The organism is Pseudoalteromonas sp. S3260 (assembly GCF_005886925.1).
GTDB classification, from domain to species: Bacteria; Pseudomonadota; Gammaproteobacteria; order Enterobacterales; family Alteromonadaceae; genus Pseudoalteromonas; species Pseudoalteromonas tetraodonis.
On the sequence record NZ_PNCV01000022.1, the window covers coordinates 1 to 25378 of the forward strand.

25 protein-coding genes and 1 pseudogene are annotated in these 25378 nt (G+C 39.9%); 13 read left to right on the top strand and 13 right to left on the bottom strand.

Going from position 1 to position 25378, the window contains the following annotated elements; translation table 11 throughout:
• The first annotated feature begins 98 nt into the window (after positions 1-98).
• Entirely contained in the window at positions 99-1112 is a 1014-nt protein-coding gene (locus CWC14_RS04260) for a hypothetical protein (RefSeq protein WP_212746542.1), read from the top strand.
• Between the two features lie 141 nt (positions 1113-1253).
• On the opposite strand, the gene CWC14_RS20035 is transcribed toward CWC14_RS04260, so the two are convergent.
• Together CWC14_RS20035 and CWC14_RS04270 are read right to left on the bottom strand one after the other, a co-directional pair.
• Entirely contained in the window at positions 1254-1466 is a 213-nt protein-coding gene (locus CWC14_RS20035; RefSeq protein ID WP_076923190.1) for an exonuclease domain-containing protein, read from the bottom strand.
• Between the two features lie 15 nt (positions 1467-1481).
• A complete protein-coding gene (locus tag CWC14_RS04270) occupies positions 1482-2387 on the bottom strand; it encodes a LysR substrate-binding domain-containing protein (RefSeq protein ID WP_138561484.1) in 906 nt (301 codons plus the stop codon).
• A 145-nt stretch (positions 2388-2532) separates the two neighbouring features.
• On the opposite strand from CWC14_RS04270, the gene CWC14_RS04275 reads away from it, so the two are divergent.
• Complete coding sequence (locus CWC14_RS04275) at positions 2533-3399, top strand: DMT family transporter (protein WP_138561486.1); 867 nt, start codon at positions 2533-2535, stop codon at positions 3397-3399.
• A 261-nt stretch (positions 3400-3660) separates the two neighbouring features.
• Here CWC14_RS04275 and CWC14_RS04280 read toward each other — a convergent pair whose 3' ends face one another.
• Genes CWC14_RS04280 through hisG form a run of 6 tightly spaced genes read right to left on the bottom strand, consistent with a single transcriptional unit; the run spans position 3661 to position 9365 of the window.
• Entirely contained in the window at positions 3661-4395 is a 735-nt protein-coding gene (locus CWC14_RS04280) for a 1-(5-phosphoribosyl)-5-[(5-phosphoribosylamino)methylideneamino] imidazole-4-carboxamide isomerase (protein WP_076923193.1), read from the bottom strand.
• Between the two features lie 28 nt (positions 4396-4423).
• Entirely contained in the window at positions 4424-5014 is a 591-nt protein-coding gene (gene hisH, locus CWC14_RS04285; RefSeq protein WP_069439727.1) for an imidazole glycerol phosphate synthase subunit HisH, read from the bottom strand.
• Positions 5011-6072 (bottom strand): bifunctional histidinol-phosphatase/imidazoleglycerol-phosphate dehydratase HisB, encoded by a 1062-nt coding sequence (gene hisB / locus CWC14_RS04290; RefSeq protein WP_076923194.1) that lies wholly within the window; start codon positions 6070-6072, stop codon positions 5011-5013. Before hisB ends, hisH begins: the two co-directional genes overlap by 4 nt.
• Entirely contained in the window at positions 6069-7169 is a 1101-nt protein-coding gene (gene hisC, locus CWC14_RS04295) for a histidinol-phosphate transaminase (protein ID WP_138561488.1), read from the bottom strand. Before hisC ends, hisB begins: the two co-directional genes overlap by 4 nt.
• Entirely contained in the window at positions 7159-8460 is a 1302-nt protein-coding gene (gene hisD, locus CWC14_RS04300) for a histidinol dehydrogenase (protein ID WP_138561490.1), read from the bottom strand. Before hisD ends, hisC begins: the two co-directional genes overlap by 11 nt.
• A gap of 5 nt (positions 8461-8465) precedes the next feature.
• Entirely contained in the window at positions 8466-9365 is a 900-nt protein-coding gene (gene hisG / locus CWC14_RS04305) for an ATP phosphoribosyltransferase (protein ID WP_076920229.1), read from the bottom strand.
• Positions 9366-9762: 397 nt separating this feature from the next.
• Here hisG and CWC14_RS04310 point away from each other — a divergent pair, with 397 nt between their 5' ends.
• From CWC14_RS04310 to CWC14_RS04330, 5 genes and pseudogenes are all read left to right on the top strand, one after another.
• Entirely contained in the window at positions 9763-9996 is a 234-nt protein-coding gene (locus CWC14_RS04310; protein ID WP_036984009.1) for a hypothetical protein, read from the top strand.
• Positions 9997-10468: 472 nt separating this feature from the next.
• Positions 10469-11748: pseudogene (locus CWC14_RS19910) on the top strand (M4 family metallopeptidase).
• Between the two features lie 100 nt (positions 11749-11848).
• Positions 11849-13765, top strand: coding sequence for a DNA repair helicase YoaA (gene yoaA, locus CWC14_RS04320; protein WP_138561492.1), 1917 nt, complete (start codon positions 11849-11851; stop codon positions 13763-13765).
• 8 nt (positions 13766-13773) lie between these two features.
• Entirely contained in the window at positions 13774-14475 is a 702-nt protein-coding gene (gene tsaB / locus CWC14_RS04325; RefSeq protein WP_138561494.1) for a tRNA (adenosine(37)-N6)-threonylcarbamoyltransferase complex dimerization subunit type 1 TsaB, read from the top strand.
• A gap of 74 nt (positions 14476-14549) precedes the next feature.
• Positions 14550-14879 carry a hypothetical protein gene (locus CWC14_RS04330; RefSeq protein ID WP_013463304.1) on the top strand — a complete coding sequence of 110 codons (330 nt, stop codon included), beginning with the start codon at positions 14550-14552 and terminating at the stop codon, positions 14877-14879.
• 69 nt (positions 14880-14948) lie between these two features.
• Here the strand turns inward: CWC14_RS04330 and CWC14_RS04335 are convergent, their stop codons facing one another.
• Positions 14949-16235 (bottom strand): alkaline phosphatase, encoded by a 1287-nt coding sequence (locus CWC14_RS04335; protein WP_138561496.1) that lies wholly within the window; start codon positions 16233-16235, stop codon positions 14949-14951.
• Positions 16236-16422: 187 nt separating this feature from the next.
• Here CWC14_RS04335 and CWC14_RS04340 point away from each other — a divergent pair, with 187 nt between their 5' ends.
• From CWC14_RS04340 to rnd, 3 genes are all read left to right on the top strand, one after another.
• Positions 16423-17274 (top strand): alpha/beta fold hydrolase, encoded by an 852-nt coding sequence (locus CWC14_RS04340; RefSeq protein WP_076923227.1) that lies wholly within the window; start codon positions 16423-16425, stop codon positions 17272-17274.
• 115 nt (positions 17275-17389) lie between these two features.
• The gene (fadD, locus tag CWC14_RS04345; protein WP_138561498.1) at positions 17390-19042 is read left to right on the top strand and encodes a long-chain-fatty-acid--CoA ligase FadD; all 1653 of its coding nucleotides are present in this window, start codon (positions 17390-17392) and stop codon (positions 19040-19042) included.
• A 50-nt stretch (positions 19043-19092) separates the two neighbouring features.
• A complete protein-coding gene (gene rnd / locus CWC14_RS04350) occupies positions 19093-20223 on the top strand; it encodes a ribonuclease D (protein WP_138561500.1) in 1131 nt (376 codons plus the stop codon).
• A gap of 54 nt (positions 20224-20277) precedes the next feature.
• Here rnd and minE read toward each other — a convergent pair whose 3' ends face one another.
• Genes minE through minC form a run of 3 tightly spaced genes read right to left on the bottom strand, consistent with a single transcriptional unit; the run spans position 20278 to position 22062 of the window.
• The gene (gene minE, locus CWC14_RS04355; protein ID WP_008111532.1) at positions 20278-20541 is read right to left on the bottom strand and encodes a cell division topological specificity factor MinE; all 264 of its coding nucleotides are present in this window, start codon (positions 20539-20541) and stop codon (positions 20278-20280) included.
• Position 20542: 1 nt separating this feature from the next.
• Positions 20543-21352, bottom strand: coding sequence for a septum site-determining protein MinD (gene minD, locus CWC14_RS04360; protein WP_008111531.1), 810 nt, complete (start codon positions 21350-21352; stop codon positions 20543-20545).
• A 5-nt stretch (positions 21353-21357) separates the two neighbouring features.
• Positions 21358-22062 (bottom strand): septum site-determining protein MinC, encoded by a 705-nt coding sequence (minC, locus tag CWC14_RS04365; RefSeq protein WP_008111529.1) that lies wholly within the window; start codon positions 22060-22062, stop codon positions 21358-21360.
• 155 nt (positions 22063-22217) lie between these two features.
• Between minC and CWC14_RS04370 the strand changes: the two genes are divergently transcribed.
• On the top strand, positions 22218-22499 hold the full coding sequence (locus CWC14_RS04370) for a YcgL domain-containing protein (protein ID WP_008111526.1): 282 nt from the start codon (positions 22218-22220) through the stop codon (positions 22497-22499).
• Positions 22492-23508 carry a lytic murein transglycosylase gene (locus CWC14_RS04375; RefSeq protein WP_054201590.1) on the top strand — a complete coding sequence of 339 codons (1017 nt, stop codon included), beginning with the start codon at positions 22492-22494 and terminating at the stop codon, positions 23506-23508. Before CWC14_RS04370 ends, CWC14_RS04375 begins: the two co-directional genes overlap by 8 nt.
• Positions 23509-23568: 60 nt before the next feature.
• On the opposite strand, the gene CWC14_RS04380 is transcribed toward CWC14_RS04375, so the two are convergent.
• Positions 23569-24117 (bottom strand): GbsR/MarR family transcriptional regulator, encoded by a 549-nt coding sequence (locus CWC14_RS04380; RefSeq protein ID WP_010388849.1) that lies wholly within the window; start codon positions 24115-24117, stop codon positions 23569-23571.
• A 217-nt stretch (positions 24118-24334) separates the two neighbouring features.
• Between CWC14_RS04380 and adhP the strand changes: the two genes are divergently transcribed.
• A complete protein-coding gene (gene adhP, locus CWC14_RS04385) occupies positions 24335-25345 on the top strand; it encodes an alcohol dehydrogenase AdhP (RefSeq protein ID WP_138561502.1) in 1011 nt (336 codons plus the stop codon).
• The last annotated feature ends 33 nt before the right edge of the window (positions 25346-25378 follow it).

Genomic DNA, 25378 nt, shown 5'->3' on the forward strand with positions numbered 1-25378 from the left:
TTCTCGCGCTCTAAGACGGCACTTCGTCTAATTTTCCTAACTCAATGACATTCGTCCAAAATATTAATTATCAGGCCGTTCATAATGGCTATAAGGTATTGAGAGATATCACTAAACTTACAGATGATGAGCTTTTATTAAACCTTGAACAAATAGATGATATGGGGCTGGTAAATATGCCTCTTTTATATGAACGTTGGACTTTAATACAACTCATACTTGTTCTAAAAAATTCGTTTAGGTTTGTACCACAGAAGGATTGGAAATATAAACTTATTGAAGCAGTAAAGTCTAACAAAACAGATATTAACGTAAATTTAACTAATGATGAGGCAAAAAGATATATTTCGCTATGGTATGAAAAATCTTTATCAAATAATAAGCGCCCTGACTTTATTTTGGATCTGACGTGGTTTTCCAATAATATCGACGGTACTACCGAGCGCCATTTTAAACGTTTTGTATTAGACGCGAAGTTTTACGATAAACTAACATTTGATAAAGCAGGAGGAATGCTTTCAAAAATTAATGAATTGTTCGACGGTAAAAATTATAGTGAAAACAATTCAAATCCTGTATTTCTTATTCACCCCTGTAATAACCTAATTGAATATCCTATTACTGCACAATTATGGGGGAAACACAGCTTCCTAGGAGAGCTAAACATTAACGACGATGCTAATCTTTTCTCTCATGATCGGGGGGCTGTTTTTTTAAGCCCTATAGATCGCTCACTTTACTCAGACGAATTACAACGCTTACTGGGTATGTTTCTTCAGTATAAGTTAGAAGATGCTAAAACTAGCGATTTGGATAATGACAGCAGTCTAGCAGTCCCGATTTGCATAAGGTGTGGCTCCAGTGACGTCAAAAACTTAAAAAAGACTACTCGCTATCGAAATAGGCATGGTGATTGGGTTGAGCGTACACCTAAGTCGGTATGGATGCAGTGTTGTGAATGTGAACAACTTCAAATATATAACCACTGCGCTAGCGATAAAAGCAGCACTCGTTTGATAAAGAATGGCCTTTATTGGAGCTATCATTCAGCAAGAGCGCTCGAGCCATTTAATATGAAGTGCCCTAGCTGTGGTGAATGGGGCGCATGGTAATATTATTATTTTCTATTTTGAGAATTTCCTTTTGACTATCAATAAATACTCTTCCCATCACATACGGCATTAACTTGATCATGTTATTAGCATCATCGATTCCACGATGATGAGAACCGGTGAGTGAGATTTGAGCAAGCTTTAACGCTCCTGCTGTTTGCCATACTCACCCCAACTGCAAAACAGGTAGTTATGGTAATTGCCTAGCCAATTTTGGAAAGTGTTAATTGCTTCAGGGTAATATGGTGCATGATCGACATTGTGTTGAGTGATGCTTGTTAAGTTCGTACAAAAGTCGGTTAGTTTTGGGTGTCGTTGGGGTTGAATAAACGTGCTGAACTCATCTAGCTTCAACTCTGATTTAAATAGCTAAGCTGATTCCAGTTCATAACACTGCTGTTTAAGCCAACGACCTAATTTCATAATATCAGGTTGCCTAGCTCGTGTTTCCTTATAGACAAAATAGAATTTATCTCCGGTAATAAGCTCGTGCATAGGTATGCGCACAAGACTTTGCTGGCGATCCTGATCATCCATCATGTAATTACTAATGAGGGTAATTCCCAAATTATATCGAGCCGCTTCAGCGGCAAGTAAGACATGACTAAATTGATTAATTTTGACGTCTTTAGGTAATTCAAATTTACCACTCATACACCAACGTAACCAGTCGTCACCAAGACTTTCATTTGTATCTGAGTATTGTACTGATAATAACGGGTGTTGCCATAATGAATCAGGTAGAGGCTTATTTCTTAACTGCTGCCAAAGCTTTTTTCCACACACTGGATAAAGTTTTTCAGTAAACATGAATTGATTGACAAAGTTACGTTCCGGTGGATTCATTGTAATAAAACAATCCGCAAATTGGTCATTATAATCCGGTTGATCCCCGACCATATTTAAAGTTATTTCTATTTCTGGGTGCTGATTTCTAAAATCTTCTAACTTCGGTATCAACCAGTTCACCGCAACAGAGCTATATAAAGCCAAACGAAGATTGCCTGATTCCCCGTGACGTATCATTTGACTGGCATTTGATAGATTTCCTAATGAGTTAGTCACTTCTTCAAAGTAACGTTCCCCGACCTTAGTCAAGGAAAAAGAACGCCCCTGTCGGTTAAACAGAGTTTCACCCAAATAGTCTTCGAGTAATCGAACTTGGTGACTAACCGCACTTTGAGTCACATTGAGGTGCTCAGCAGCTTTGGAAAAGCTATTAAGTCGCGCAACAGCTTCAAAGCATTGCAGGGCACGTAAAGGAGGCAACTTCATTATAAATTTAGCTCATACTAAAAAAATTTTAAACATTATACATCATATAAGGTATGGAATACGCTAATCATATAACCGTTTTACAAACGTAACTCTATTAATTCAGTTCCATTGACATTTTCTAGAATGTAGCAGGAGTAATGAAATGCCCAAAATAACTGTCGGACTCGCGATGACATTACTTATCATCGGAAATATAATTGGTGTTTTTTCTGACGCTTTGATAAAAACTCTGCCAGCAGATACTGCCATATACCAATTTGTATTATTTCGTCAATTGACCGCAGTGCTGATTTTACTTCCATTTTGTCTATTCAGTAATAAACAAAGCCTCTTCGCTGGCCTCAAATGGCACTTTATACGTGGCCACATTTGGTTATTAGGGGCAATATTTATGGTATTCGCTCTGGGCGCTCTGCCGTTAGCTACCGTAAATGCTATTTTCTATACAGCGCCTTTGCTTATGCTGCCGTTAGCCATGATATTGTTTCAGGAAAAGCTGACTAGCCACTCAATTGCTGCTGCTGTTTTGGGCTTTATCGGCGTACTTATCGTGGTTAAACCAACACAAATTAATTGGGCAGCGATTGCCGCCCTTGTCGTCGCATTGACTATGGCTGTAAATAATTTATTGGTTCGTAAATTACCTCAGCATCATAATGTGTTCCAAACTTTAATGCTCACCAACCTAGTAGGTATCCCAGCCGCATTTGGGTTAGCGTTATGGGAAGGCAAACCTTGGGACTGGTCTCCAATGTTAACGGCAACAGGCTCCAACACTTTTATCCTAATTTATGCTGGTATATGTGTATTGGTATATAGAGCAATCGAAGCCAGTAAAATTTCCAGTGCCGAATACACTGGCTTATTAGGTGCTGTAGTTGTAGGGGTGCTGTGGTTCGATGAAATACCGGACCTGAGCTTGGCTATAGGATCTTCTTTAATTATTATTCCGCTGATTTGGTTAGCAAAGGTAGAAGCAAAGATAAAGCAAACAAGTAAAATAATATAAATGATAAAGTTAATCTAACTTTCCAACGTGACCGCGTTTGGGAACGAGCGTTTAACTGTCATAGGATACATATAGGCGACACTTGTTATTTATAATAGTCAATTGGAGATGTATAGGCTACATTTTTTATATTATTAATCTAATGGGGTGGATAGGGCTTACTACTTGACTATAGCTATAAGCCCTTAAAATTATTGGGTTTTTATGATTTTTTAGTTTTTATTATTTCTTATAAATATCTGGTATCATACAAGCAAGGAATTATGCGTTTTGATAACATGCTAACGCCTCCTCAACATTAAAGGCACCATCGAGTAATGATTTACCTAAAATAACACCACCAACGCCCAGCTTTTTCAGCTTTGCAATATCATCCAGTGAGCTTACACCGCCTGACGCTTGAACTTTAATTTCGCTGTTGTGGTTTGTTAAGTCTTCATAAAGTGCAAACGAAGGGCCGGTCATGGTGCCGTCTTTACTGATGTCAGTACACAGAAAATCAACCACGCCAAGTGCCACGTAAAAATCAACAAGTTCGAACAAGCCAAACTCAGATTCACTTAACCAACCATGTGTTGCTGGTGCCCAGCCGTTATCAGTTTTATTAACATCTAGTGCGATAACAAAGTGTTCACTGCCAAACTTTTCAATCCACGCCTTTACTTGCTCACGCTTTTCAACGGCCATTGAGCCAATCACGACTTGGTTAGCACCGGCTTCAAGCCAGTCAGCAACATCTTGCTCTGAACGAATACCCCCGCCCACTTGATAGGGAACATTAAGCGCTTTAGTCGCAGCTTGTATATGCTGCCACTGTTTTTTATTTGGATCGCGCGCGCCTTCTAAATCAACTAAGTGCAGTTTGCCTGCGCCGCTATTTTCGTAATCTTGTAAGCGTGCGCCAAGCTCAAAAGGGTAAAATTGTGCTGTATCATACTTACCTTGGTATAAGCGCACAATTTGGTTTTGTAATACATCGAGTGCTGGAATAATCACGTTTATTTCTCTTATTTTTTTGCTGCGCTTACAGCTGCCAATCTAAAAAGTTTTGTAAAAGTCGGGTGCCTACTTTGGCGCTTCGCTCTGGGTGGAACTGCATGCCTGCGTAGTTATCTTTGGCAACTATCGCTGAAAAAGCTTGCCCGTATTCACCGCTAACTAGGGTGGCATCGTTTACTGTGTGCGCAAAGCTATGCACAAAGTACACTTGATCTTGCGCCGATAACCCTTTGGTAAGGGCATGCTCTTTTAGCACGCTTAGGTCATTCCAGCCCATATGTGGTGAGGTTAATGTGCCCACTTCTAAGTGCTTAACAACACCCGGAATTTTGCCAAGGCAATCAACGTTGCCTTCTTCTGTGCTGTCGCAAAGTAATTGCATGCCTAAACAAATGCCCATCAGCGGGCGCTGATATTCATCAATTGCTTGCTGCCAACCAGCGTCTTTTAAGCGTTTCATCGCAACAGAAGCATGGCCTACACCGGGTAAAATAGCACGTTCGAAGCCTTTTAGTTGCTCAGGTGAGGTGATCACCTCAGGATTTTTACCTAAGCGTTCAAAGGCAAAACGAACAGAGTTAATGTTGGCACAACCGGTATTAATTATGGCAATCATAAACACCCCTTAGAGCTGGCTGTTTGTTGGCTGGTATCTTGCGCAATAGCCATACGCAGAGCACGAGAAAATGCTTTAAATAAGCCCTCTACTTGGTGATGACAGTTACCGTCACTTACCGACAAAATAAGACTAATTGCAGCGTTATCACTTAAGCTTTTGAAAAAATGCTCAACCATTTGTACGTCTAAATCACCCACTTTTTCACGGCTAAAATCGGCATTTAATACAAACGAGGCGCGGCCCGATAAGTCAATTTGCGCTTCTGCTTTACATTCATCCATAGGTAAGGCAAAACCATAACGCGCTATTTGTGATTTTGTACCTAGCGCTTGTTTAAGGGCAAGGCCAAGTGCAATGCCGATATCTTCAACTAGGTGGTGCTCATCAATGTGTAAATCGCCTTTGGCTTTAATATTTAAGCCAATATTTGCGTGAGTGCGAATTTGATCCAGCATGTGATCGAAAAAGCCAAGGCCAGTGCTAATTTCGCCATTTTTTGTTTGGTCTAAATTAACTTGCACATCGATTTGAGTTTCTTTGGTGTTGCGAGTGACACGGCCTTCACGGTTCGCGGTTGTTAACTTAGTGACAATGGCATCCCAACTGCCGTCATACAAAATGCCTTCACAACATAAGTTATTGGCAAGTCCAATATCAGTTTGGCGGTCGCCAATTACAAAAGAGCGCGCTAAATCTACGTTGCCAGAGCGCATAAGCTCGGTCAGTAAGCCTGTTTTTGGCTTACGGCAGTCACAATTTTGTTCATCAAAGTGAGGGCAGATCAGAACTTCATCAAATTTAATCCCTTGGCTGTTGAGTATGTCCATCATTTTGTCTTGGGCTATATCAAAATCCGCAGTAGGGAAACTGTTAGTACCTAAACCATCTTGGTTTGAAACCATTACAAGGCGGTAACCTGCCGCTTGAAGTTGTAATAGAGCAGGGATCACATTTGGCAAAAACACTAATTTTTCTAGGCTATCAACCTGTTTGTCGGTGATAGGCTCTTCGATAATCGTGCCATCGCGGTCTATAAATAAATAGGGATTACTCATGATACTTCCTGTTGTGATAGGGCTGTTGGGGTGGTTAAACCATCGAGCCAAATTTTTACTTGTTCTAATTCTTGATCGCTACCAATTGAAATGCGTAGCCAGTCGTCTTCACCGTATAAGGTAAATGCTCGCATGACTAAGCCTTGTTCTAGGGCAACTTTAAAGCAGTTTTTATCGGCCAATTTTAAGGTAACAAAGTTGCCTTCACCAGTGAGAATTTTTAATACAGCAGGGGAGGCGTTTAACCACTCTATTAGCTTTAATTTTAAGCTGTTTAAAATGCTCACCTGGCGACGCATAGAGGTAATGGCATCAGGGGCAATGGCTTGCGCTGCAATACTCGCTACCACGCTCGATACCGGATACGGTGCAATGACTTTACGAATGGGCGCAAGTACACTGGCTTGAGCGAGGGTAAACCCGGTTCGCAGGCCTGCCAACGCAAACGCTTTTGACAGTGTACGTAGCACTACAATATTACTAAACTCGTTTATAAGTTGTGTTGCACTTTGCTCTGGGCAAAACTCTATATAGGCTTCATCAACAATCACCAATGCTTTACCTGCAAGCGCAGTGGCAATGGCTTTTACTTTATCTAGCGGCGTTAAACTACCTGTTGGGTTATTTGGATTACAAATAAACACCAGTTTTGAGCTACCGACCGCAGTGACAATATCATCAACATTGGCTGTTAATAATAACTCTTGAGTAAGCGCGTTAATAGCCACATTGTGCGTATCAGCAGTTACTTTATACATACCGTAGGTAGGCAAAAACAGCGCAATGCTATCTTTAGCTGGCTGGCAATACGTGCGTACTAAAAGTTCAATGCCTTCATCTGCACCTCGCGTCATAAGGACATTGTCGCTTTTAAGCTCGGTGTAAGCTGTATAGCGATCAATAACCAATTGTGGTTGTGGATCGGGATAGCGATTTAAATCTTCAATACTCAGCTCAAGGTTTTTAGCATACGGACTTTCGTTGGCATTGAGCCACGTTGTGCCTGTTAACTTTTCACTTTTAGCCGAGCTGTAAGCAGCAAGCGCTGCAATATTATCAGGTAATAAGCTGGTTGCTTGGGCGCTCTCATTGCTCATTGTTTATTGCCTCTAAACGAATTGAAACCGCATTAGCGTGGGCATCAAGGCCTTCTGCGTCTGCCAGTGGTAAAATAGCTTTTGAAAGCTCAGTTAAGCCACTTTTACTAATAGTTTGTACTGTGTATGTGCGGAAAAAATCAAGCAAGTTTAAGCTTGAGTATGTCGCGCTATAACCGTAAGTAGGTAATACGTGGTTAGTACCCGATGCATAATCGCCAGCCGATTCTGGTGTGTAGTCGCCAACAAATACTGAACCTGCATTTTTAACCGCATCAAGGTACGGGCTTGCATCTGCCAGCTGTAAAATTAAGTGCTCTGGCCCATATTGCGCTGATACATCAAATGCTTGGGCTATTGAATCCACTAAAATAAGTGACGAATTGGCCAGCGCTTGTTCAGCGGTGTCTTTTCGGCTTAAGTTAGCTAATTGACGAGTAAGCGCATCTTGCGTTTGTTCAATAATGGTTTCACTGTTACATAATAAAATAACTTGTGAGTCAGCCCCGTGTTCTGCTTGAGACAGTAAGTCGGCAGCAATAAACTCTGGGTTTGCACGTTCATCTGCAATCACTAACACTTCTGATGGCCCTGCTGGCATATCAATCGCCATACCTGGAATCGTTTGTGCGACTAACTGTTTTGCCATAGTGACAAAGCTGTTACCTGGGCCAAAAATTTTATTCACTTTAGGAACAGACTCAGTACCATAAGCCATTGCAGCAATCGCGCCTGCACCGCCGCTTTCAATAATTGTGGTGATACCACATAATTTAGCGGCATATAAAATAGCCGGGTTAATTGCTTTATCACCTTGTACTGGGGTGGTTAAGACCACGGTTTTTGCACCGCTTAACTGCGCCAATACACCTTGCATAATAACCGATGATGGAAGAGGGGCACTCCCTCCTGGTACATAAATACCGACTGCTTCGATGGCTTGATATTTTAGTTCACAGTCAACACCGGGTTGAGTCGATAACTTAATATCTTTTGGCAGTTGCGCTTGATGAAAACATTTCACATTGGCATAAGCGGTATCAATTGCATATTTAAGCTCTGGGCTTAGCATTTTCTCAGCGGCATTAATTTCATCAAGTGGTACACGTAAACGCGGCTTGGCTCTATTATCGAACTCTTTTGCTAATGCAAGTAAAGCGGCATCGCCTTGCGCATTAACTTTTGCCAAAATAGTCTGGCAAATGCTTTCTACTTTTTCACTTGCTGATACAGCAGGGCGCATAAGCGCCGCCGCTTGAACTTGTGATGATTCCTCATTCCAACGAAGCATTGTTGTTACTCCATCATTTTTTCAATTGGCATAACTAAAATAGAATTGGCACCAAGGGCCTTAAGTTGTTCCATGGTTTCCCAAAATAGGGTTTCACTGCTCACCATGTGTAGGGCAACATATTCATCATTACCCGCAAGAGCCAATAATGTAGGTTGTCCAGCGCCAGGTAAAATCTCACAAATTTCATCAAGCTTGTCTTTTGGTGCGTGTAACATAATGTATTTGCTTTCTTTAGCTTGCTTTACACCACGTAAACGCGGCATTAGTTTATTGATGAGCGCTAATTTTTCAGGGTCTTGCAGTTGAGTGTTTTGGATTAAACAAGCATTTGACTCTAAAATGGTATCACCCTGCATTAAGCCATTTGCTTCAAGCGTTGCGCCTGTAGAAACTAAATCACAAATAGCATCGGCAAGTCCTGCTCGTGGTGCTACTTCCACTGAACCTGTTAACATTACTGTACTGGCGTTGATGCCTTCGCGTTTTAGGTATTGGCTTAAAATTTCTGGGTAAGTGGTTGCTATGCGTTTGCCTTCAAACCAGCTCTTGTCTTGCTTACCAAGTTCTTGTGGCCATGCGAGTGCTAAACGACAGTAACCAAAGTCAAGTTTAGCAAGCTTTGTTACTTCACTCGGTACACCTTGGCGTTCTCTTTCTGCTTGTACTTCTACTAGTACGTTTTCGCCAACAATACCTAAATCACATACACCGTCCATAACTAAGCCAGGAATATCGTCATCGCGTACACGCAAAACGTCGATAGGCATGTTGGTTGAGTGTGCTATTAGGCGCTGCTCACGAAGATTGAGCTTTACACCCAGTTGCTTAAGCAGATCTTGACAATCTTTAGATAGGCGGCCGCCTTTTTGAATGGCGATACGAAGACGATTACTATTATTCATTACTCATTTTCCTTTAATTTAAAAACTAAAAACCCCGAGGGAAACCTCAGGGCGAAAATGAATCTTGGTATGTTGATTCGCCAGAGGTTTCCTTTTAGGAACAACCTCTCAGCGAAAGACCTGACAGGTTATTCCGATGAATGATGGTGGTGATGTACAACTGTCAGTGAATTAAGCATTTTTATATCCTGTTTAGCTATTCGTTACTATGTTAACGCTTAGCTGCTGTTTGTTTAATAAATTTCGCATTTATAAAAACACATTCACTAACATCATGGCAAGAAAAATATTCTTTAATTAAAGAATATCTTATAACTGCCGATAATAATTAGAGTATTGCTTTATTTATCAACAGCTTTATAGTGATTAAATTACGTTCAATTCAATGGAGGCAAGCATGGATATAATGATCCCTTATTTAGGGCCTATTACGCGTTTAACGCTTGAATCTAAAGGGGCTTTTCATGTTGCTGGGGTTCAACAAAGTGCCAGTGCCAAAAAAGTCGAGTTAGAAGAGCGTAAAAAAAGAGAAGTAGAAAAGCAACATAAGCTGGCGTTTGACGAAAATAAATCGCGCAATAAAACCGCTGAAGAAGATGACGACAAACCCCATTTAGATACATGGGCTTAGTACAAGTGATTGGCGATGCCGTTATTGCCTCAAGTTTAAATCGCCCTCAATAAAAGCAAATTTGTTTAAACATAGCAAGTAGTGGTGCATGGTTATGAACTGCGTGTTTTTAAAGCTACTCCCTACCCATTTAAAATAGATTACCCCTCTTTTAAAGCTCAACAGGTAAAGTATTTTCCTTTGCAACTACATACTCATTGAGCAGTCGATTAGTGATTAACAATAAAGCGTGTGATTTTAAAATCTAATGCTTTTTGCTGGCTGTCTTATGTAAATATATGTATACGAAGTGTTATCTCTGGCCTTCATTAGTTAAAGCGGTGTTCTTTAAGTTATTGTAAATTAAATGTTTATTTTCGTTATTTAAGTTTGTGGCCTACTACGACCCTTAAGCGGGTACACAATGTGGCGATTAATACAAATATATTAAAAACTTAAACTTTAACGGAGCGTAAACGTAAATTTATCTAAAATCACAATTGCAACTTTTGCTGCTTTAACTTTGTTCAAGCAACAAATGCAGTAGCTGCGAATAAGAAATACCTAAATCAACAACCGACAATTAATAATAGGGTGCAATCAAACTCTGCTTCCTTGTTATCAGTAAGTCCAAATCAGTTGATTGGGTTGAGTGTAGGGAACGAATTAGTTGTATTAAAAGAATTTACTAGCAATAACGGAGAAGTAACCCGCCGCTATCAACAAACGTATCAGGGCATTCCTGTCATTGGTGATACGGTCAGCTTAACATTTAATATTGGGATGCTTAAAAAAGACCACGGTGCAGCTGTATATAACATTGAGGAAGATTTATCTGATGTATCGGCTAAATTGACAAAAAAAGATGCGATTTTAAAAGGGTCTAAAACGGGTATAGCTGCAAAATCAGTAGGCTTAAAAAAACATAATGAGCAATCCAGACTTGCTATCTGGGTTGACGATCAAAATAAGGCGCATTTAGTTTATTAAGTGTCTTATGTTACTTATGGCAAGTCACCATCAAGGCCATACCTGATCATTGATGCTAACACCGGTGAGGTCTTGCTTAGTTACGATAAACTGCAAAATGCCAATGCAACAGGCCCTGGCGGTAATCTAAAAACAGGCAAGTATTTATATGGAACTGATTTTGACAGCCTAGATGTTAGTCAATCAGGTAATACTTGTAGCATGAATAACGCAAATGTTCGCACTATTAATTTAAATGGCGGAACAAGTGGCTCTTCTGCGTATTCATTTACATGTCCTGAAAATACGTTTAAAGAAATTAACGGTGCTTATTCACCGCTAAACGATGCTCATTTTTTTGGTAACGTTATTTTTAATATGTATAACGATTGGTTAGGTACTGCGCCTTTGAGTTTTCAGTTACAAATGCGGGTTCATTACTCAAGTAACTATGAAAATGCGTTTTGGGATGGCAGCGCAATGACCTTTGGTGATGGCCAAAATACATTCTACCCGTTGGTGAGTTTAGATGTTTCTGCGCATGAAGTCAGCCATGGCTTTACTGAGCAAAAAGCCGCGGGTTATGCCTCACTGAACGTTGCTATTTCAGGCGGAAGTGGCGATGCTGATTTGTATTTAAATTTCGGTGCGCCATCTTCAAATACACAATTTGTGTGTAGGCCATATAAAAACGGCAACACAGAAAGTTGCACTATTTATGCACCCCAGGCAGGTATATGGCATATAGATGTTAAAGGCTATCGTAATGCAAGTGGCATTAAGTTAACTATAATTGCACAGTAATTAACAGGGGCATAAGCCCCTTTAAAGGCCAAATTCTCACGCTATTTGGCTTGCCCTTCATCAATAGCTTACGTAGAATCCCGCTATTATTTTTTATAAAGTGATTGGTATTATCAAACAGCTGTTTAGTGCAACCGGGCCTTTGGCTTTATCAATAGATGGATACTCACCACGCCAACCTCAAATTGATATGGCCGTGGCTGTTGAGGATGCATTAAAAACAAGTTCCCAGCTTGTTGTTGAAGCCGGTACTGGCACAGGTAAAACCTTTGCTTATTTAGCGCCAGCCCTTAAATCTAAAGGCAAAACAATAATTTCAACCGGTTCTAAAGCACTGCAAGAACAGCTGTATCATCGTGATTTACCTGTATTAGTAAAAGCCTTAGGCGCGGCTAAAAAAACGGCATTGTTAAAAGGGCGTGCCAATTATTTATGCACTTATCGGCTTACCCAACATGTTGCACACGTACCCACAGACGACCCTGATGTAATGCATCAGCTCGCTATGGTTGCTAAATTTGCCAGTGAAACGCATACGGGCGATTTAGCCGACTGTATTGGTATTGAAGAAGATGCCAAAGTGTTGCCGTATGTCAGCTCGACTGCAGATAACTGTTTAGGTAAAGAGTGCCCTGACTTTCAAGAGTGCTACATTCGTAAAGCGCGTTTAAAAGCAGGGGATGCCGACGTTGTCGTGATTAACCATCATCTATTTTTTGCCGATATGGCGGTTAAAGAGTCTGGCTTTGCAGAGCTAATGCCCAGCGCAGATGCTTATATATTTGATGAAGCCCACCAGTTAAGTGAAATTGCCAGCGACTATTTTGGCGAAACCATGAGTACTAAAAAGCTGGTGGATTTAATTAATGATTTACGCGCTATTTACCGCGCTGAAATTCCTGACATGCTGCAATTAGGCAAAAGTTTGAATAAACTGGAAACCAGTGTCGCCGATTTAAGATTGCAGTTTGGTGTGGATGGTAGCCGCGGTGATTGGCGTGAAAAGCTCAGTAATAAGCTTATTTGCTCTGCATTACACCGCGTTATTAGTGATTTAGAATTTGTGTATCAGGTTTTAAAACACTGCCTAGAACGAAGTGATAAAATAGAACACCCATTTGAGCGGGTGCTGGCATTTAAAGGCCAGTTAGAGCGCGTATTTGATACTGCCCAAACAGGCTTTAGTTATTGGTACGAAACCACGCGGCGCTATTTAACCATTAATATAACGCCACTGAATGTATCGGCTAAATTTGCTTTGATGATGAAAGAGTCTGGCGCAGGGTTTGTGTTTACCTCGGCCACGTTATCGGTCGACAACGAACTCACTCACTTTAATGCCAGCCTTGGGTTAAAACCAAAGCAAAGTATGATGGTAGATAGCCCGTTTGATTATGAAAATCAGGCGCTATTGTGCTTGCCGCGCTATTTACCTGAAACGCACGCCGATAATATGCCGCATGCGATTGTAAAGTTAACCCTCGAACTCATAAAATCAGCAAAAGGGCGTTGTTTTGTGCTATTTACTAGTTACCGAATGATGCATTTAGTGGCTGAGGGCTTAACCACACAAATGGACTACCCGGTTTACATGCAAGGGCAAATGTCTAAACGCATTATATTAGAAAAATTTACCCGTCATGGTAATGCCGTGTTACTCGGTACAGCGTCCTTTTGGGAAGGGGTTGATGTAAGAGGCAGTACTTTAAGCTGTGTTATTATCGACAAACTGCCGTTTGCAGCGCCCGATGATCCGCTACTGCAAGCTAGAATGCAAGATTGCCAGATGCAAGGAAAAGACCCGTTTGCGCATATTCAGTTACCACAAGCGGTTATAGCCTTAAAGCAGGGGGTAGGTCGCTTAATTCGTGATAACAAAGATAAAGGCGTGTTAGTAATTTGCGATAATCGTTTAGTTACACGCCAATATGGACAAGTATTTTTAAAGAGTTTACCGCCAATGCGCCGTACACGTAGCTTAGAAGATGCAAATACATTTTTAAAACATATTAATTGAGTACAAAAATGATCAAAAGTAACATTCTCGCCCTAGATGCTTCTACTGAGGCTTTATCGCTTGTTTTGCATTATCAGGGTAAAACATTTCATCATTTTGAAGAGTGTCCGCAGCAGCATAGCCAAAAAATTCTGCCACTTATTGATGAGCTGCTTAATAAAGCAAATTGTAAATTAAAAGATTTAGATGTTATTGGCTTTGGCCAAGGTCCAGGCAGCTTTACGGGTGTGCGTATTAGTGTGGCGATAGCACAAGGGCTTGGATATTCAACGAATTTACCGCTAGTGGGGGTTTCTACTTTAGCGGTTATGGCGCAACAAGCGTTTGAACAATTTGGCGATGAAGTGGTTTATTCAAGCATTGATGCGCGTATGGGGGAAATATACTTTGCCCAATACCAAGTTAATAATAATTTGATGACACTCCAAGGTGAAGAACGTGTTTTTAAACCTGAACTGCTTGATGCTTCATTGATAGACACAAATAAAGCGGCAACTGGTGTGGGGACTGGATTTAAAAGTTATCCCGATGCATTAACTACATTTACAAATGTGAGTGTACACCCTGAGATTACACTACCCGATGCACAATACATGTTAGCCTTAGTAGATGCGCAGTACCTTGCAGGTAATGGCGTAAAAGCCAGTGATGCCCAGCCTAAGTATGTACGTGACACTGTGACATGGAAAAAATTACCGGGCCGCGAATAACGCTAAGTTGTATTGTTTGCAAATTGAGCTATTTTAAATCATAATTTAAGCATGTTGTTGGTTGGAGAAGCGTAATGTCGCTGCCTATAAGCTCTGGTTTTTTTACAGGTGATATCCCTGCTAAGGTGCGTTCTACTGCTGTTGTTACGGCAAAGCCTGAACGACTATCAGAGCAGCCAATACCACAGAAAACAAACACAGATTATGTTAAGAGCAGTCCTGAAGGGCTTGAACTCGCAAAAGAGTTTGTAAAAGCGAACACTAAAGAGGCCCAGTACAGCCAAACTATTTACGATCAACCGAGTGCGCAAGTCAGTAAGGCAATTTCTACTTACACTGAGTTTGCTAATTTAGAGCGAAGAGCTGAAGTTCAAAGCTTAATTGGTGTTGATATATACGCTTAATTATAAAATTAATAGCCAAATAAAAAGCCCGAATGAATCATTCGGGCTTTTTTATTTTCATAACAGTGATTACTGTTCTATGTAGCTAATCAGTTTTTTAGCTATGTCAGTATTGTTTTGTGAACCAATAAAGTCATCGCTATTTTTACCATAGGCAAATACTTGAACATCAGAAGCGGTATGTCCGCCCGTTGTCCAACCAGTGAAACTTAAATCATTAATAATGCTTTTAACCGCTAAATTAAGGGCTTTTTCACCCATGGCTTTAGCTTGCTTAAGTTTAATTTCGTTTTCAGTTGTAAACTCAATACGGGTATTGGCCTGCCATACCGTTTTAAGGTTATCTGATTCCATTAATAATTTGGTTAACGTACCCGCAGTGGCTTTAACACCTTTGATGATGTCGGTTTCCCATTTGTATTGGCCATGCGCACCAATTGTTAGGCCGCCTGTAGAGTGATCTGCCGTGATCACTAAAATAGTGTCTGGGTTTTTATCTACATAGGCTTTTGCCGTTTCGATTGATTTTGCAAAGTCGTCCATTTCAGCCATTGCGCAAGCAATGTCATTTGCGTGACCACACCAGTCAATTTGGCTGCCTTCAATCATCACAAAAAAGCCTTTATCGTTTTGCCCATCAAGCAAATCAAACGCTTTAGAGGTTAACTGTTTTAATCTCGTTGGGTTTTCATCTAGCGCAAAAGGTAATCCCTTAGGTGCGTATAGACCAATGGCAGGGATTTGTGTGATTTGACCTAAGTTTTTAATATCGTCGCCGTATTGATAACCTGCTTTTTTAAATTCGTCGACTAAGTTTCTGTCATCACGAATAAAATATTGAGTACCACCGCCTAACATTAAATCAACCGGTAATTTACCAGCAATTTTATTGTCAATGTAGTCGTTTGCGATGTCATCATAATTTCTTCTTGATTCATTATGTGCGGCAAAGCTTGCAGGTGTTGCATGGTTAATTTGTGATGTAGCCACTAACGCTGTTGTCATTCCTTGCTCTTTTGCAATTTCTAGCATGGTTTTAACCGGTTTTTTGGCCGTATCGACAGCGATTGCGCCATTATAACTTTTATGGCCGCTGCTAAGTGCAGTTGCACCTGCGGCACTGTCTGTTACATAAGTATGGTCATCAGGATAAGTGTGCGCCATGCCTTTCAACATAGTGTCGAAAACGGTTGTTTCTATTTCTTTTGTTGTAGGGTCATCTTTGTAATAACGATAAGCGGTAGTGAAAGCGGGACCCATGCCATCACCAATCATATAAATAACATTTTTAGGCGCTGTTTGAGCGAATGCTCCTGTTGTACATAAAAGCGCTAATAAGCCGAACTGTTTTTTCATTGTGTGTACCCTTTAAGTGTACTTATTTTAATAGCGACTATTATTGTATACCGATAGCAAGATAAATAAATGAATATGTTATGAAATCTCGAAATTTAAGTGTGTGTTCTGTGAGTTCAGTTCTATTAATTGTGTATTAACTCTTGTATGTTATGGCCATAACCAAATAAAAAAGTTGAGGTTTGCGTTGCAACCATTTTCGGTAAAAGCTAATGACCTAGATATACACGGTATTAAATTTGGAGACGGTGAAGACGTCGTTATCGCTCTGCATGGCTGGCTAGATAATTGTGCTAGCTTCGTGCCTATGCTGAGTCGAGCTGCACCTTCGCAAACATGGTATTGCATTGATTTTCCAGGGCATGGACTGTCATCTTGGCGAAGCCCTCAGGCACATTACTACTTTATTGATTATGTGGATGATGTGTATGCATTAATCACAGCGCTTAAGTTAAAGAAGGTACACTTAGTCGGTCATTCTATGGGGGCTATGGTTGCAGGACTATTTGCTAGTTGTTTTAGTGAGTATGTAAAATCTGTTTCTTTTATTGAAGGTATAGGTTGTGTCACTACCGATAGCGATGAAGTGTGTTCTCAGCTAAGAAATGCCATACTAAACCGAGCAAGGTTTAGTACAAAAAAATCACGGGTATACACTTCAAAACAGCAAATTTATCAAGCACGTGCAAAAACAACTGATTTAAATAATGAACAAATTGCATTGCTGATGGACAGAAACATAAAACAAATGCACAGCGGTTTTGAGCTAACTTGCGATCCTAAGCTTAAAAATCACTCAGGTTTTCGATTTGATGAAGCGCAATGTATTGGTGCAATAAAAGAATTAATTGCACCATGCCAATTAATATTAGGTGATAAAGGTTATCCATTTGTAAAACAAAATCTAGACAAGTATAGTAAATATTACAATAACTTGAGTGTAATAGATGTGCCTGGTGGGCATCATTGCCATATGCAAAGTAGTGGACTATGTTTTGAACACATTCACGCATTTATGGTGCAAAGTAGTGCATGTTAATTGTATATTACCGATAAATGTGGGATTATCTCTAGATTAGAGTATTTGCTCAATTGTGAAAGTGCCTTACTTAGATTAAGGTTAATAAAAATATAATTATAAACAGGGGCTAAGAGTGGAAAAAACCTGGCTTAAGCGCTACCCAGAAGGTATGCCTGAAACAATCGATCCTGAGCACTACAACTCATTACTTGAAGTGTTTGAAAAAAGTTTTAATGATTACAAAGATTTACCTGCATTTACTAATATGGGTAAAACATTGTCATACAACGAAATTGACGCAGCAACAAAACGTGTTGCGGCTTATATTCAAAACGATTTAGGGTTAAAAAAGGGCGATAAAGTCGCTGTTATGATGCCAAACTTGTTGCAAACCCCAATTGCTATATTAGGTATTCTGCGCGCAGGGTGTGTGGTGGTTAACGTTAACCCGCTTTATACAGTTCGTGAGCTAGAGCACCAATTAAAAGATTCTGAAACATCAGCAATATTTATTCTTGCTAACTTTGCTGTCACGCTTGAAAAAGCGCTGCCTAATACTGACGTTAAACACATTGTGGTTACGCAGGTTGGTGACATGATGGGTGGTTTTAAAAAGCATTTAGTTAATTTTGTGGTTAAGCATTTCAAAAAAATGGTACCAAGCTATACGTTGCCTAACACGATTAACTTTTGTGATTTATTAAAAGCTGATCTGAATGGCTATAAGCGCCCAGAGGTTAACTTAAGCGATTTAGCATTTTTACAATACACCGGTGGTACAACCGGTGTGTCTAAAGGGGCAATGCTGAGCCACGGTAATATGGTGGGTAACCTTGAGCAAGTATCTGGTTGTTTAGATAACGTGCTTGAGCGTGGTAGAGAAGTGGTTATTACCGCGCTACCGCTTTATCATATATTTGCATTAACAGCGAACTGTTTAACATTTATGAAATACGGCGGCTTAAACGTTTTAATTACTAATCCACGTGATATGCCTGGATTTGTAAAAGAGCTTAGTCAGCATAAATTTACTGCTATTACAGGGGTGAACACTTTATTTAATGGCTTATTAAATACCCCTGGTTTCTCTGAGCTTGATTTTAGTCACCTTAAAATGTCATTAGGCGGCGGCATGGCAGTACAACGCCCTGTTGCAGAAAAATGGCAAAAGGTCACTAACAGCAAACTAATGGAAGGCTATGGCCTGACAGAATGTTCTCCTTTAGTCACAATTAGCCCGTATGATTTAGAAGCTTATAATGGCTCTATCGGTCTACCTGCGCCAAGTACTGACATTAAATTAATGCTCGATAACGGTGAAGAAGCTGCTAAAGGTGAGCCGGGTGAATTGTGGGTAAAAGGTCCGCAAGTAATGCTTGGTTACTATAATCGCCCTGATGCAACGGCTGAATGTTTAAAAGATGGTTGGTTTGCAACCGGTGATATTGCGACGTACGATGATGAAGGCTTCTTCTATATTGTTGACCGTAAAAAAGACATGATTATTGTTTCAGGCTTTAATGTTTTCCCAAATGAAATAGAAGAAGTGGTTGCCATGCATGAAGGCGTGCTTGAAGTGGCCGCGGTTGGTATCCCTCATGACATTAGTGGTGAACAAGTTAAAGTTTTTGTTGTGAAAAAAGACCCTTCTTTAACTGAAAAAGATATAATAAAACATTGTCGTGATAATTTAACTAATTATAAGGTTCCTAAACTCGTTGAGTTTAAGAATGAGTTACCCAAAACTAACGTGGGTAAAATCCTCAGAAGAGCCTTAAAAGATTAGCAACTATAAAAAAGCCGACATATGTCGGCTTTTTTATTGTAGGAGACTCAGTGCACTACCAATTGATCCAAACCCAAAATGAGCTAAATACGTTTGTAGAACAAATAAAAAACAAACCCATTCTTGCTATTGATACCGAGTTTATGCGCCGCCGTACTTTGTATCCCGAAGTTGCACTCATTCAAGTTTATGATGGCGAACATTTAGCACTTATCGACCCGCTAGCAGAGCTTTCCTTATTTGATTTTTGGCAGATACTTAAAGATCCAAACGTGTTAAAAGTACTTCATTCTCCTTCAGAAGATATTGAAGTTTTTCAAAAATACGCAGGTTTTGTTCCTTATCCATTGTTTGATACTCAGTTTGCACTTCAGCTATTAGGTGAGGGCAACTGTATGGGGTTTGCCTTAATGGTAAAAACCTTATTGAATATTGAAATTGATAAAAGTGAATCGCGCACCAATTGGTTACAACGTCCTCTCACTCAAAAACAACTTGAATACGCTGCGGCCGATACGTTTCACTTACTGCCTTGTTTTGAGTTAATTATAGACAGCATTAAAGCGGCCGATTTATTTGATATTGTTATTAACGAAAGTGAATTGGTGGCAAACAAGCGTGCTTTTCAAACACCAGATGAGCTGCTTTATAAAGAGATTAAAAACGCATGGCAGCTTAAGCCGCATGAATTAGCGGTACTTAAAGAGTTAGCTGTGTGGCGAAGAAATAAAGCAATTCGAAAAAATCTAGCGCTTAACTTTGTGCTAAAAGAGCATAACATGACTGAAATCGCTAAACGAGGTCCTTCAAGTTTAAATGCCTTGAGACAAATTCCAGGTGTTGAACCTATTGAAGTGAATCGTTCAGGAGTTGAAATTTTAAAGTGCATTGAGCAGGCTAAAACAGTTCCACCTGAGCAGCACCCACAAGTACTAAAACGTTTAATTGATTTTCCTACGTATAAAAAAGTAGCGAAAGAAATCAAACAAAAAATTACGAAAGTTGCTAAAGATCACAATATACCAGAAGACGTCATGGCATCTAAAAAGCAAATTAATCAGCTAATTAGTTGGAATTGGAAATTAACGGATGAACAAAAAGCAAATCACATAAAGCCAGATTTACTCAGTTCATGGCGCTATGACTTTGTTAAAGACGCTCTTAAAGAGTGGGATAATTAAAGTCATAAAGGCGAGTTACAAACAAATAAAAAGGGCGCTTAGCGCCCTTGTTTTTTATTTCTTTTCTTCGTCAGGTAATGTGACATTGAGCTCGAGTACGGCTAAATCGTCTTCATTTTGATCAAACTGAACTTGAACCGCATCGGCGCCTACATTTACGTACTTACGAATGACATCTAATATATCTTGCTTTAATTGCGGCAAGTAATCAGGTGTACCACGCTGAGAACGTTCGTGCGCGACAATGATCTGCAATCGCTCTTTTGCTAATGACGCACTGTTTTTCTTTTCTGAGCGGAAGTAGTCAAGTAAAGACACATTAACCTCCAAATATCCGTTTGAATAAACCCTTTTTCTCAACATCTAAAAATCTAAATTCAACCGTTTCACCTAATAAACGACTGATCGCATCGGCATAAGCTTGGCCTGCGTCAGATTCGCTATCAAGGATAACGGGTTGTCCTGAGTTAGATGCACTAAGTACTGCTTGAGATTCAGGAATGACACCTAGTAAGTCGATGGCTAAAATGTCCTGGATATCTTCAACAGATAGCATTTCACCTTTTGTTACACGATCTGGATTATAGCGTGTTATTAGCAAATGCTCTTTAATGTTTTCTAAACCTTCTTCGGCGCGTTTAGATTTACTGTGTAAAATTCCAAGTATACGATCAGAATCTCGTACTGATGAAACCTCTGGATTAGTGGTTACAATTGCTTCATCAGCAAAGTACATTGCCATCATTGCACCGGCTTCAATACCTGCCGGAGAATCACAGACTATGTAGTCAAAGTCTTCTTTTAATTCATTAAGTACACGTTCAACACCTTCGCGTGTGAGTGCATCTTTATCGCGTGTTTGTGATGCAGGAAGTAAAAATAACTTCTCTACACGTTTATCTTTTATGAGTGCTTGGTTAAGGTTGGCTTCGCCATTGATTACATTAACGAAGTCATACACTACGCGACGTTCACAACCCATAATTAGGTCTAAATTACGTAAGCCGATATCAAAATCGATGATAACAGTTTTGTAGCCTTTTAGTGCTAAGCCTGTACCAATTGCTGCGCTTGATGTTGTTTTACCAACACCCCCTTTACCCGAGGTAACGACAATTATTTTTGCCATGAGATTTATCCTTTAACCAAAGCTGAAATTTCTAAAGATTCATTTTTTTGTTGTATTTGAACTGCGTTACCCCAGTGTTCACCTTGCAGTGAGTCACTGATCCAGTAATTACCATTGATTGAAACGAGTTCTGCTTCTAATTTATTACAAAATATATATGCGTTTTCTAGCCCTTTTGCACCGGCAATAGCACGGCCGCGTAGAGTTCCATAAATGTGTACATTACCATCGGCAATCACTTCTGCACCATGGCTTACTGCACCTAACACCACTAAATCACGGTCTTTGGCGTAAACTTGTTGGCCTGAGCGTACTGCACCATTAATAATTTGTGCTGGTAAATACACGGTTTTTTCAACCACTGACGTATTAGGCTCTACTCTTGCGGGTTCACTCTTAACGTCTTGTGAATAGTTTAAAACAGATAACCCTGCAGCTTTTGCTTGTTTGTGTTGCTCATCCGAACCATTACATACACCCACCGCATTAAAGCTCATGCGTTCAATAAGTGATTTTAAATGAACAAAGTCGATTGTGCTGTTTTTTACTTCAATTAAATTAACGACAATGGGGGCACCCTCAAAGAATTTTGGGGCTTGGGCTATTTTTACATACAGTTGTTCTGCTAAAAGGTTAATATCAGTACTATAAAGATGTAAAACTGATAATGTAAAAAGGTTGCCTTTTAGCTCAAAAATTTGGTCCGACATAGATGCTCAACTGGATTGTCTAGTTAGCATGTAACTTTATATAAACCTAGGCTGAACAAGGCTTTTATTAAAGTTTCCACACTAATTTTTATAACTTATTATTATTGCCATGTTATAGTGTGTAGCACTGTTAAGCAAGATTTTATAGGGCCATAATGCTAACTGCGGTATATAAAAGTAAGAAAAAAGCAGATACTTTCTTATTTATTGAAAAAAGAGACGATTTTAGTAAAGTTCCGGAACCTTTAATGGCCATGTTTGGTCAACCTCAGTACGTGATGATCATTAACTTAGCTAAGCGAACTCAATTAGGCGTAGCGGATTTAGACACTTTAAAACAGTCGCTTAGCGACCAAGGCTATTATTTACAAATTCCGCCACCAGAGGAAAACTTGCTGAGTCAATTAAGAAAACAAAATGGAGTAGATAGTGATTAAAAAATTAGCAGTTGTATTGTGTGGTGTATGTTTAAGCTCATCGGTGATGGCAAAAACCCAAGCTGAGTTTCAACAATACCTTACTAATTTAAAGCAAGAGGCAATAGCTAAAGGCTACGATACTCAGTTAATTGAGCAAGCATTTGCCACTGCATCTTATAAAGAAAAAGTGATTTCTGCAGATAAAAATCAGCCTGAAGTAAAAGAAACACTGGAAACATATTTACCAAAACGTGTGCCTCAATGGAAAATTGATCGTGCGCGTAAATTATATAAAGAAAACCAAGAAGTTTTAGAGAAGGTCGCAAAAGACTTTGGTGTTCAAGCACGCTTTATCGTGGCTATTTGGGGCTTAGAGAGTAATTTTGGTGCCATTCAAGGTGGCCACAACGTGATTTCATCGTTGGTAACACTGGCATTTGATGGACGCCGTGAAGCTCTATACAAGCGCCAATTATGGGCAGCACTGGATATATTAAAGTCGGGTCATATTACGCTTGATAAATTTAAAGGCTCATGGGCAGGTGCAATGGGGCAAACTCAATTTATGCCAACCTCATTTAATGCCTATGCTGTAGATTACAACAATGATGGCCGCAAAGATATTTGGACAACCAAGGAAGACGCGTTTGCCTCTATTGCTAATTACTTAAAGCAAGAGGGTTGGAATGACAACTTAACCTGGGGTCGCCAAGTTCAATTACCTGCTGATTTTGACCAGCAGTATATTTTAAAACGCGGTACTAAAACACGTAAGCAATGGCTTGAATATTGGAACAATTCAGAGCGCTCACTCGCTGATTGGCAAGCATTAGGGGTTCGTCGTGCTGATGGCAGCGATTTACCAAATGTTGCTGTGGATGCTGCACTAGTGATGCCTGATGATGTAAATGGGCGCATGTATTTAGCATACGACAACTACAAGGTATTTATGCACTGGAATCGGTCATATTACTTTGCAACTAGCGTGGGCTATTTGTCAGATAGAATTGCTTACCCAAAGATTTAAGCTAAAGCAAATAACTAAAAAAAGCCGCAAATTGCGGCTTTTTTGTGAGTTACATATCGACTAAATTTCTTTTTTAAATATTTTATCTTTTAGGTCAATGACTTTGCCAATCCCTGAACCTAGTTTCATTAGCTTATTAAGCTGCTCAGGAGTTAAACGTTGTAATTCTGAGGACCATTTAGTTACTGTTTCAAGTAAGTTATGGATTTCGCCCATTTGTTTTTGAGCATAAATTTCATCGTCGTTACTTGCTTCGTCTAGTAAGTTATCTCGGAGTAAGCTCAGTGTAGGCTCGACTTCACGTTTTTTGCGCTCTTCGAATACGCGATTTGCCATATCCCAAATATCGCCTGCAGGGGCATAGTACTCTTTTCTATCTCCTGGGATATGCATTACTTTGATCAGCTGCCAAGATTGTAATTCTTTGATCCCCATACTCACGTTACCGCGAGAGATACTTAGCGCATCAGCGATTTGATTTGCCGTCATTGGATCTTTAGTAATAATCAATAAACCACACATTTGTCCAATGGTGCGATTAAATCCCCAGCGGCTGCCCATCTCACCACAATGCATTACAAAGGCAAAGTTTTTTTCTGATAATGTCATTGTTACAAGTTTCAAAAATAAATGAAATCTATGCTAGCACGCTGGTTAAGTATGGCAAGACTTAAGCTGGGATAAAAAACCACGTTTTACGACTAATGATTGATATAGATTAATATTTAAGCATTTATAGTGAGGTATGTTGCGGGTATGCAACATAATCTTGCTGTTTAACGCCCTTGTTAAATAGCATAAACTTTTTATAAACGATGGAATGACTATGAAAGCAGCAATAAATACAGAATATAAAGGCAAGTTAGCGATCACCGATTTACCTATTCCAGAAGTAGGCCCTAACGATGTCCTAGTAAAAATAGCCGCTTGTGGTGTGTGCCACACTGATTTACACGCATGTCATGGTGATTGGCCGGTAAAACCAAAAATGCCATTAGTACCTGGACACGAAGGTGTTGGTGTAATAGAAAAACTAGGAAGTAATATTAAGCACTTAGAAGTGGGCGATAGAGTAGGCGTACCATGGCTATACAGTGCATGTGGCCATTGTGAGTTTTGTTTAGATGGACGCGAAACCCTTTGTTTATCGCAACATAATACTGGTTACTCTATTGACGGTGGGTATGCAGAATACTGTTTAGCTCATGGTGACTACATCATCAAAATACCGAAAGGTTTAGGTTTTGCTGAAGCTGCCCCCTTATTTTGTGCGGGCGTAACAACGTATAAAGCTTTAAAAGTGTCTGGCGCTAAACCAGGTCAATGGGTTGCTATTGTCGGTGTGGGTGGTTTAGGGCACTTAGCAGTGCAATATGCAAAAGCAATGGGCTTTAATGTTATTGCGGTAGATACTGGTAAAGAGAAAATGGCGCTAGCTAAAGAGTTGGGTGCTGATATTACGCTTGATTTTAAAGAAGTGGTGCCCAGTGAGGCCATTTTTGAGCAAGTAGGTGGCGCGCATGCTGTTGTTTGTACGGCAGTATCAAAACCAGGTTTTGAACAAGCTTATAAAAGTGTTCGCCGAGGGGGGAAATGTGTATTGGTTGGATTACCGCCTGAAGACATGCCATTGCCAATTTTTGACACCGTATTAAATGGTGTTTCAGTGGTTGGCTCTATTGTAGGTACGCGCAAAGACCTGCAAGAATGTCTTGAATTTGCTGCGCAAGGCAAAGTAAAAGCCATCATTGAAGAGAAAAAACTTGAAGATATTAATGAAATTTTTGATGACATGCTTAAAGGCGAAATAAACGGCCGCATAGTTGTTACGATTTAATATTAAGTTTTTACATGAAAAAAGCACGGTATC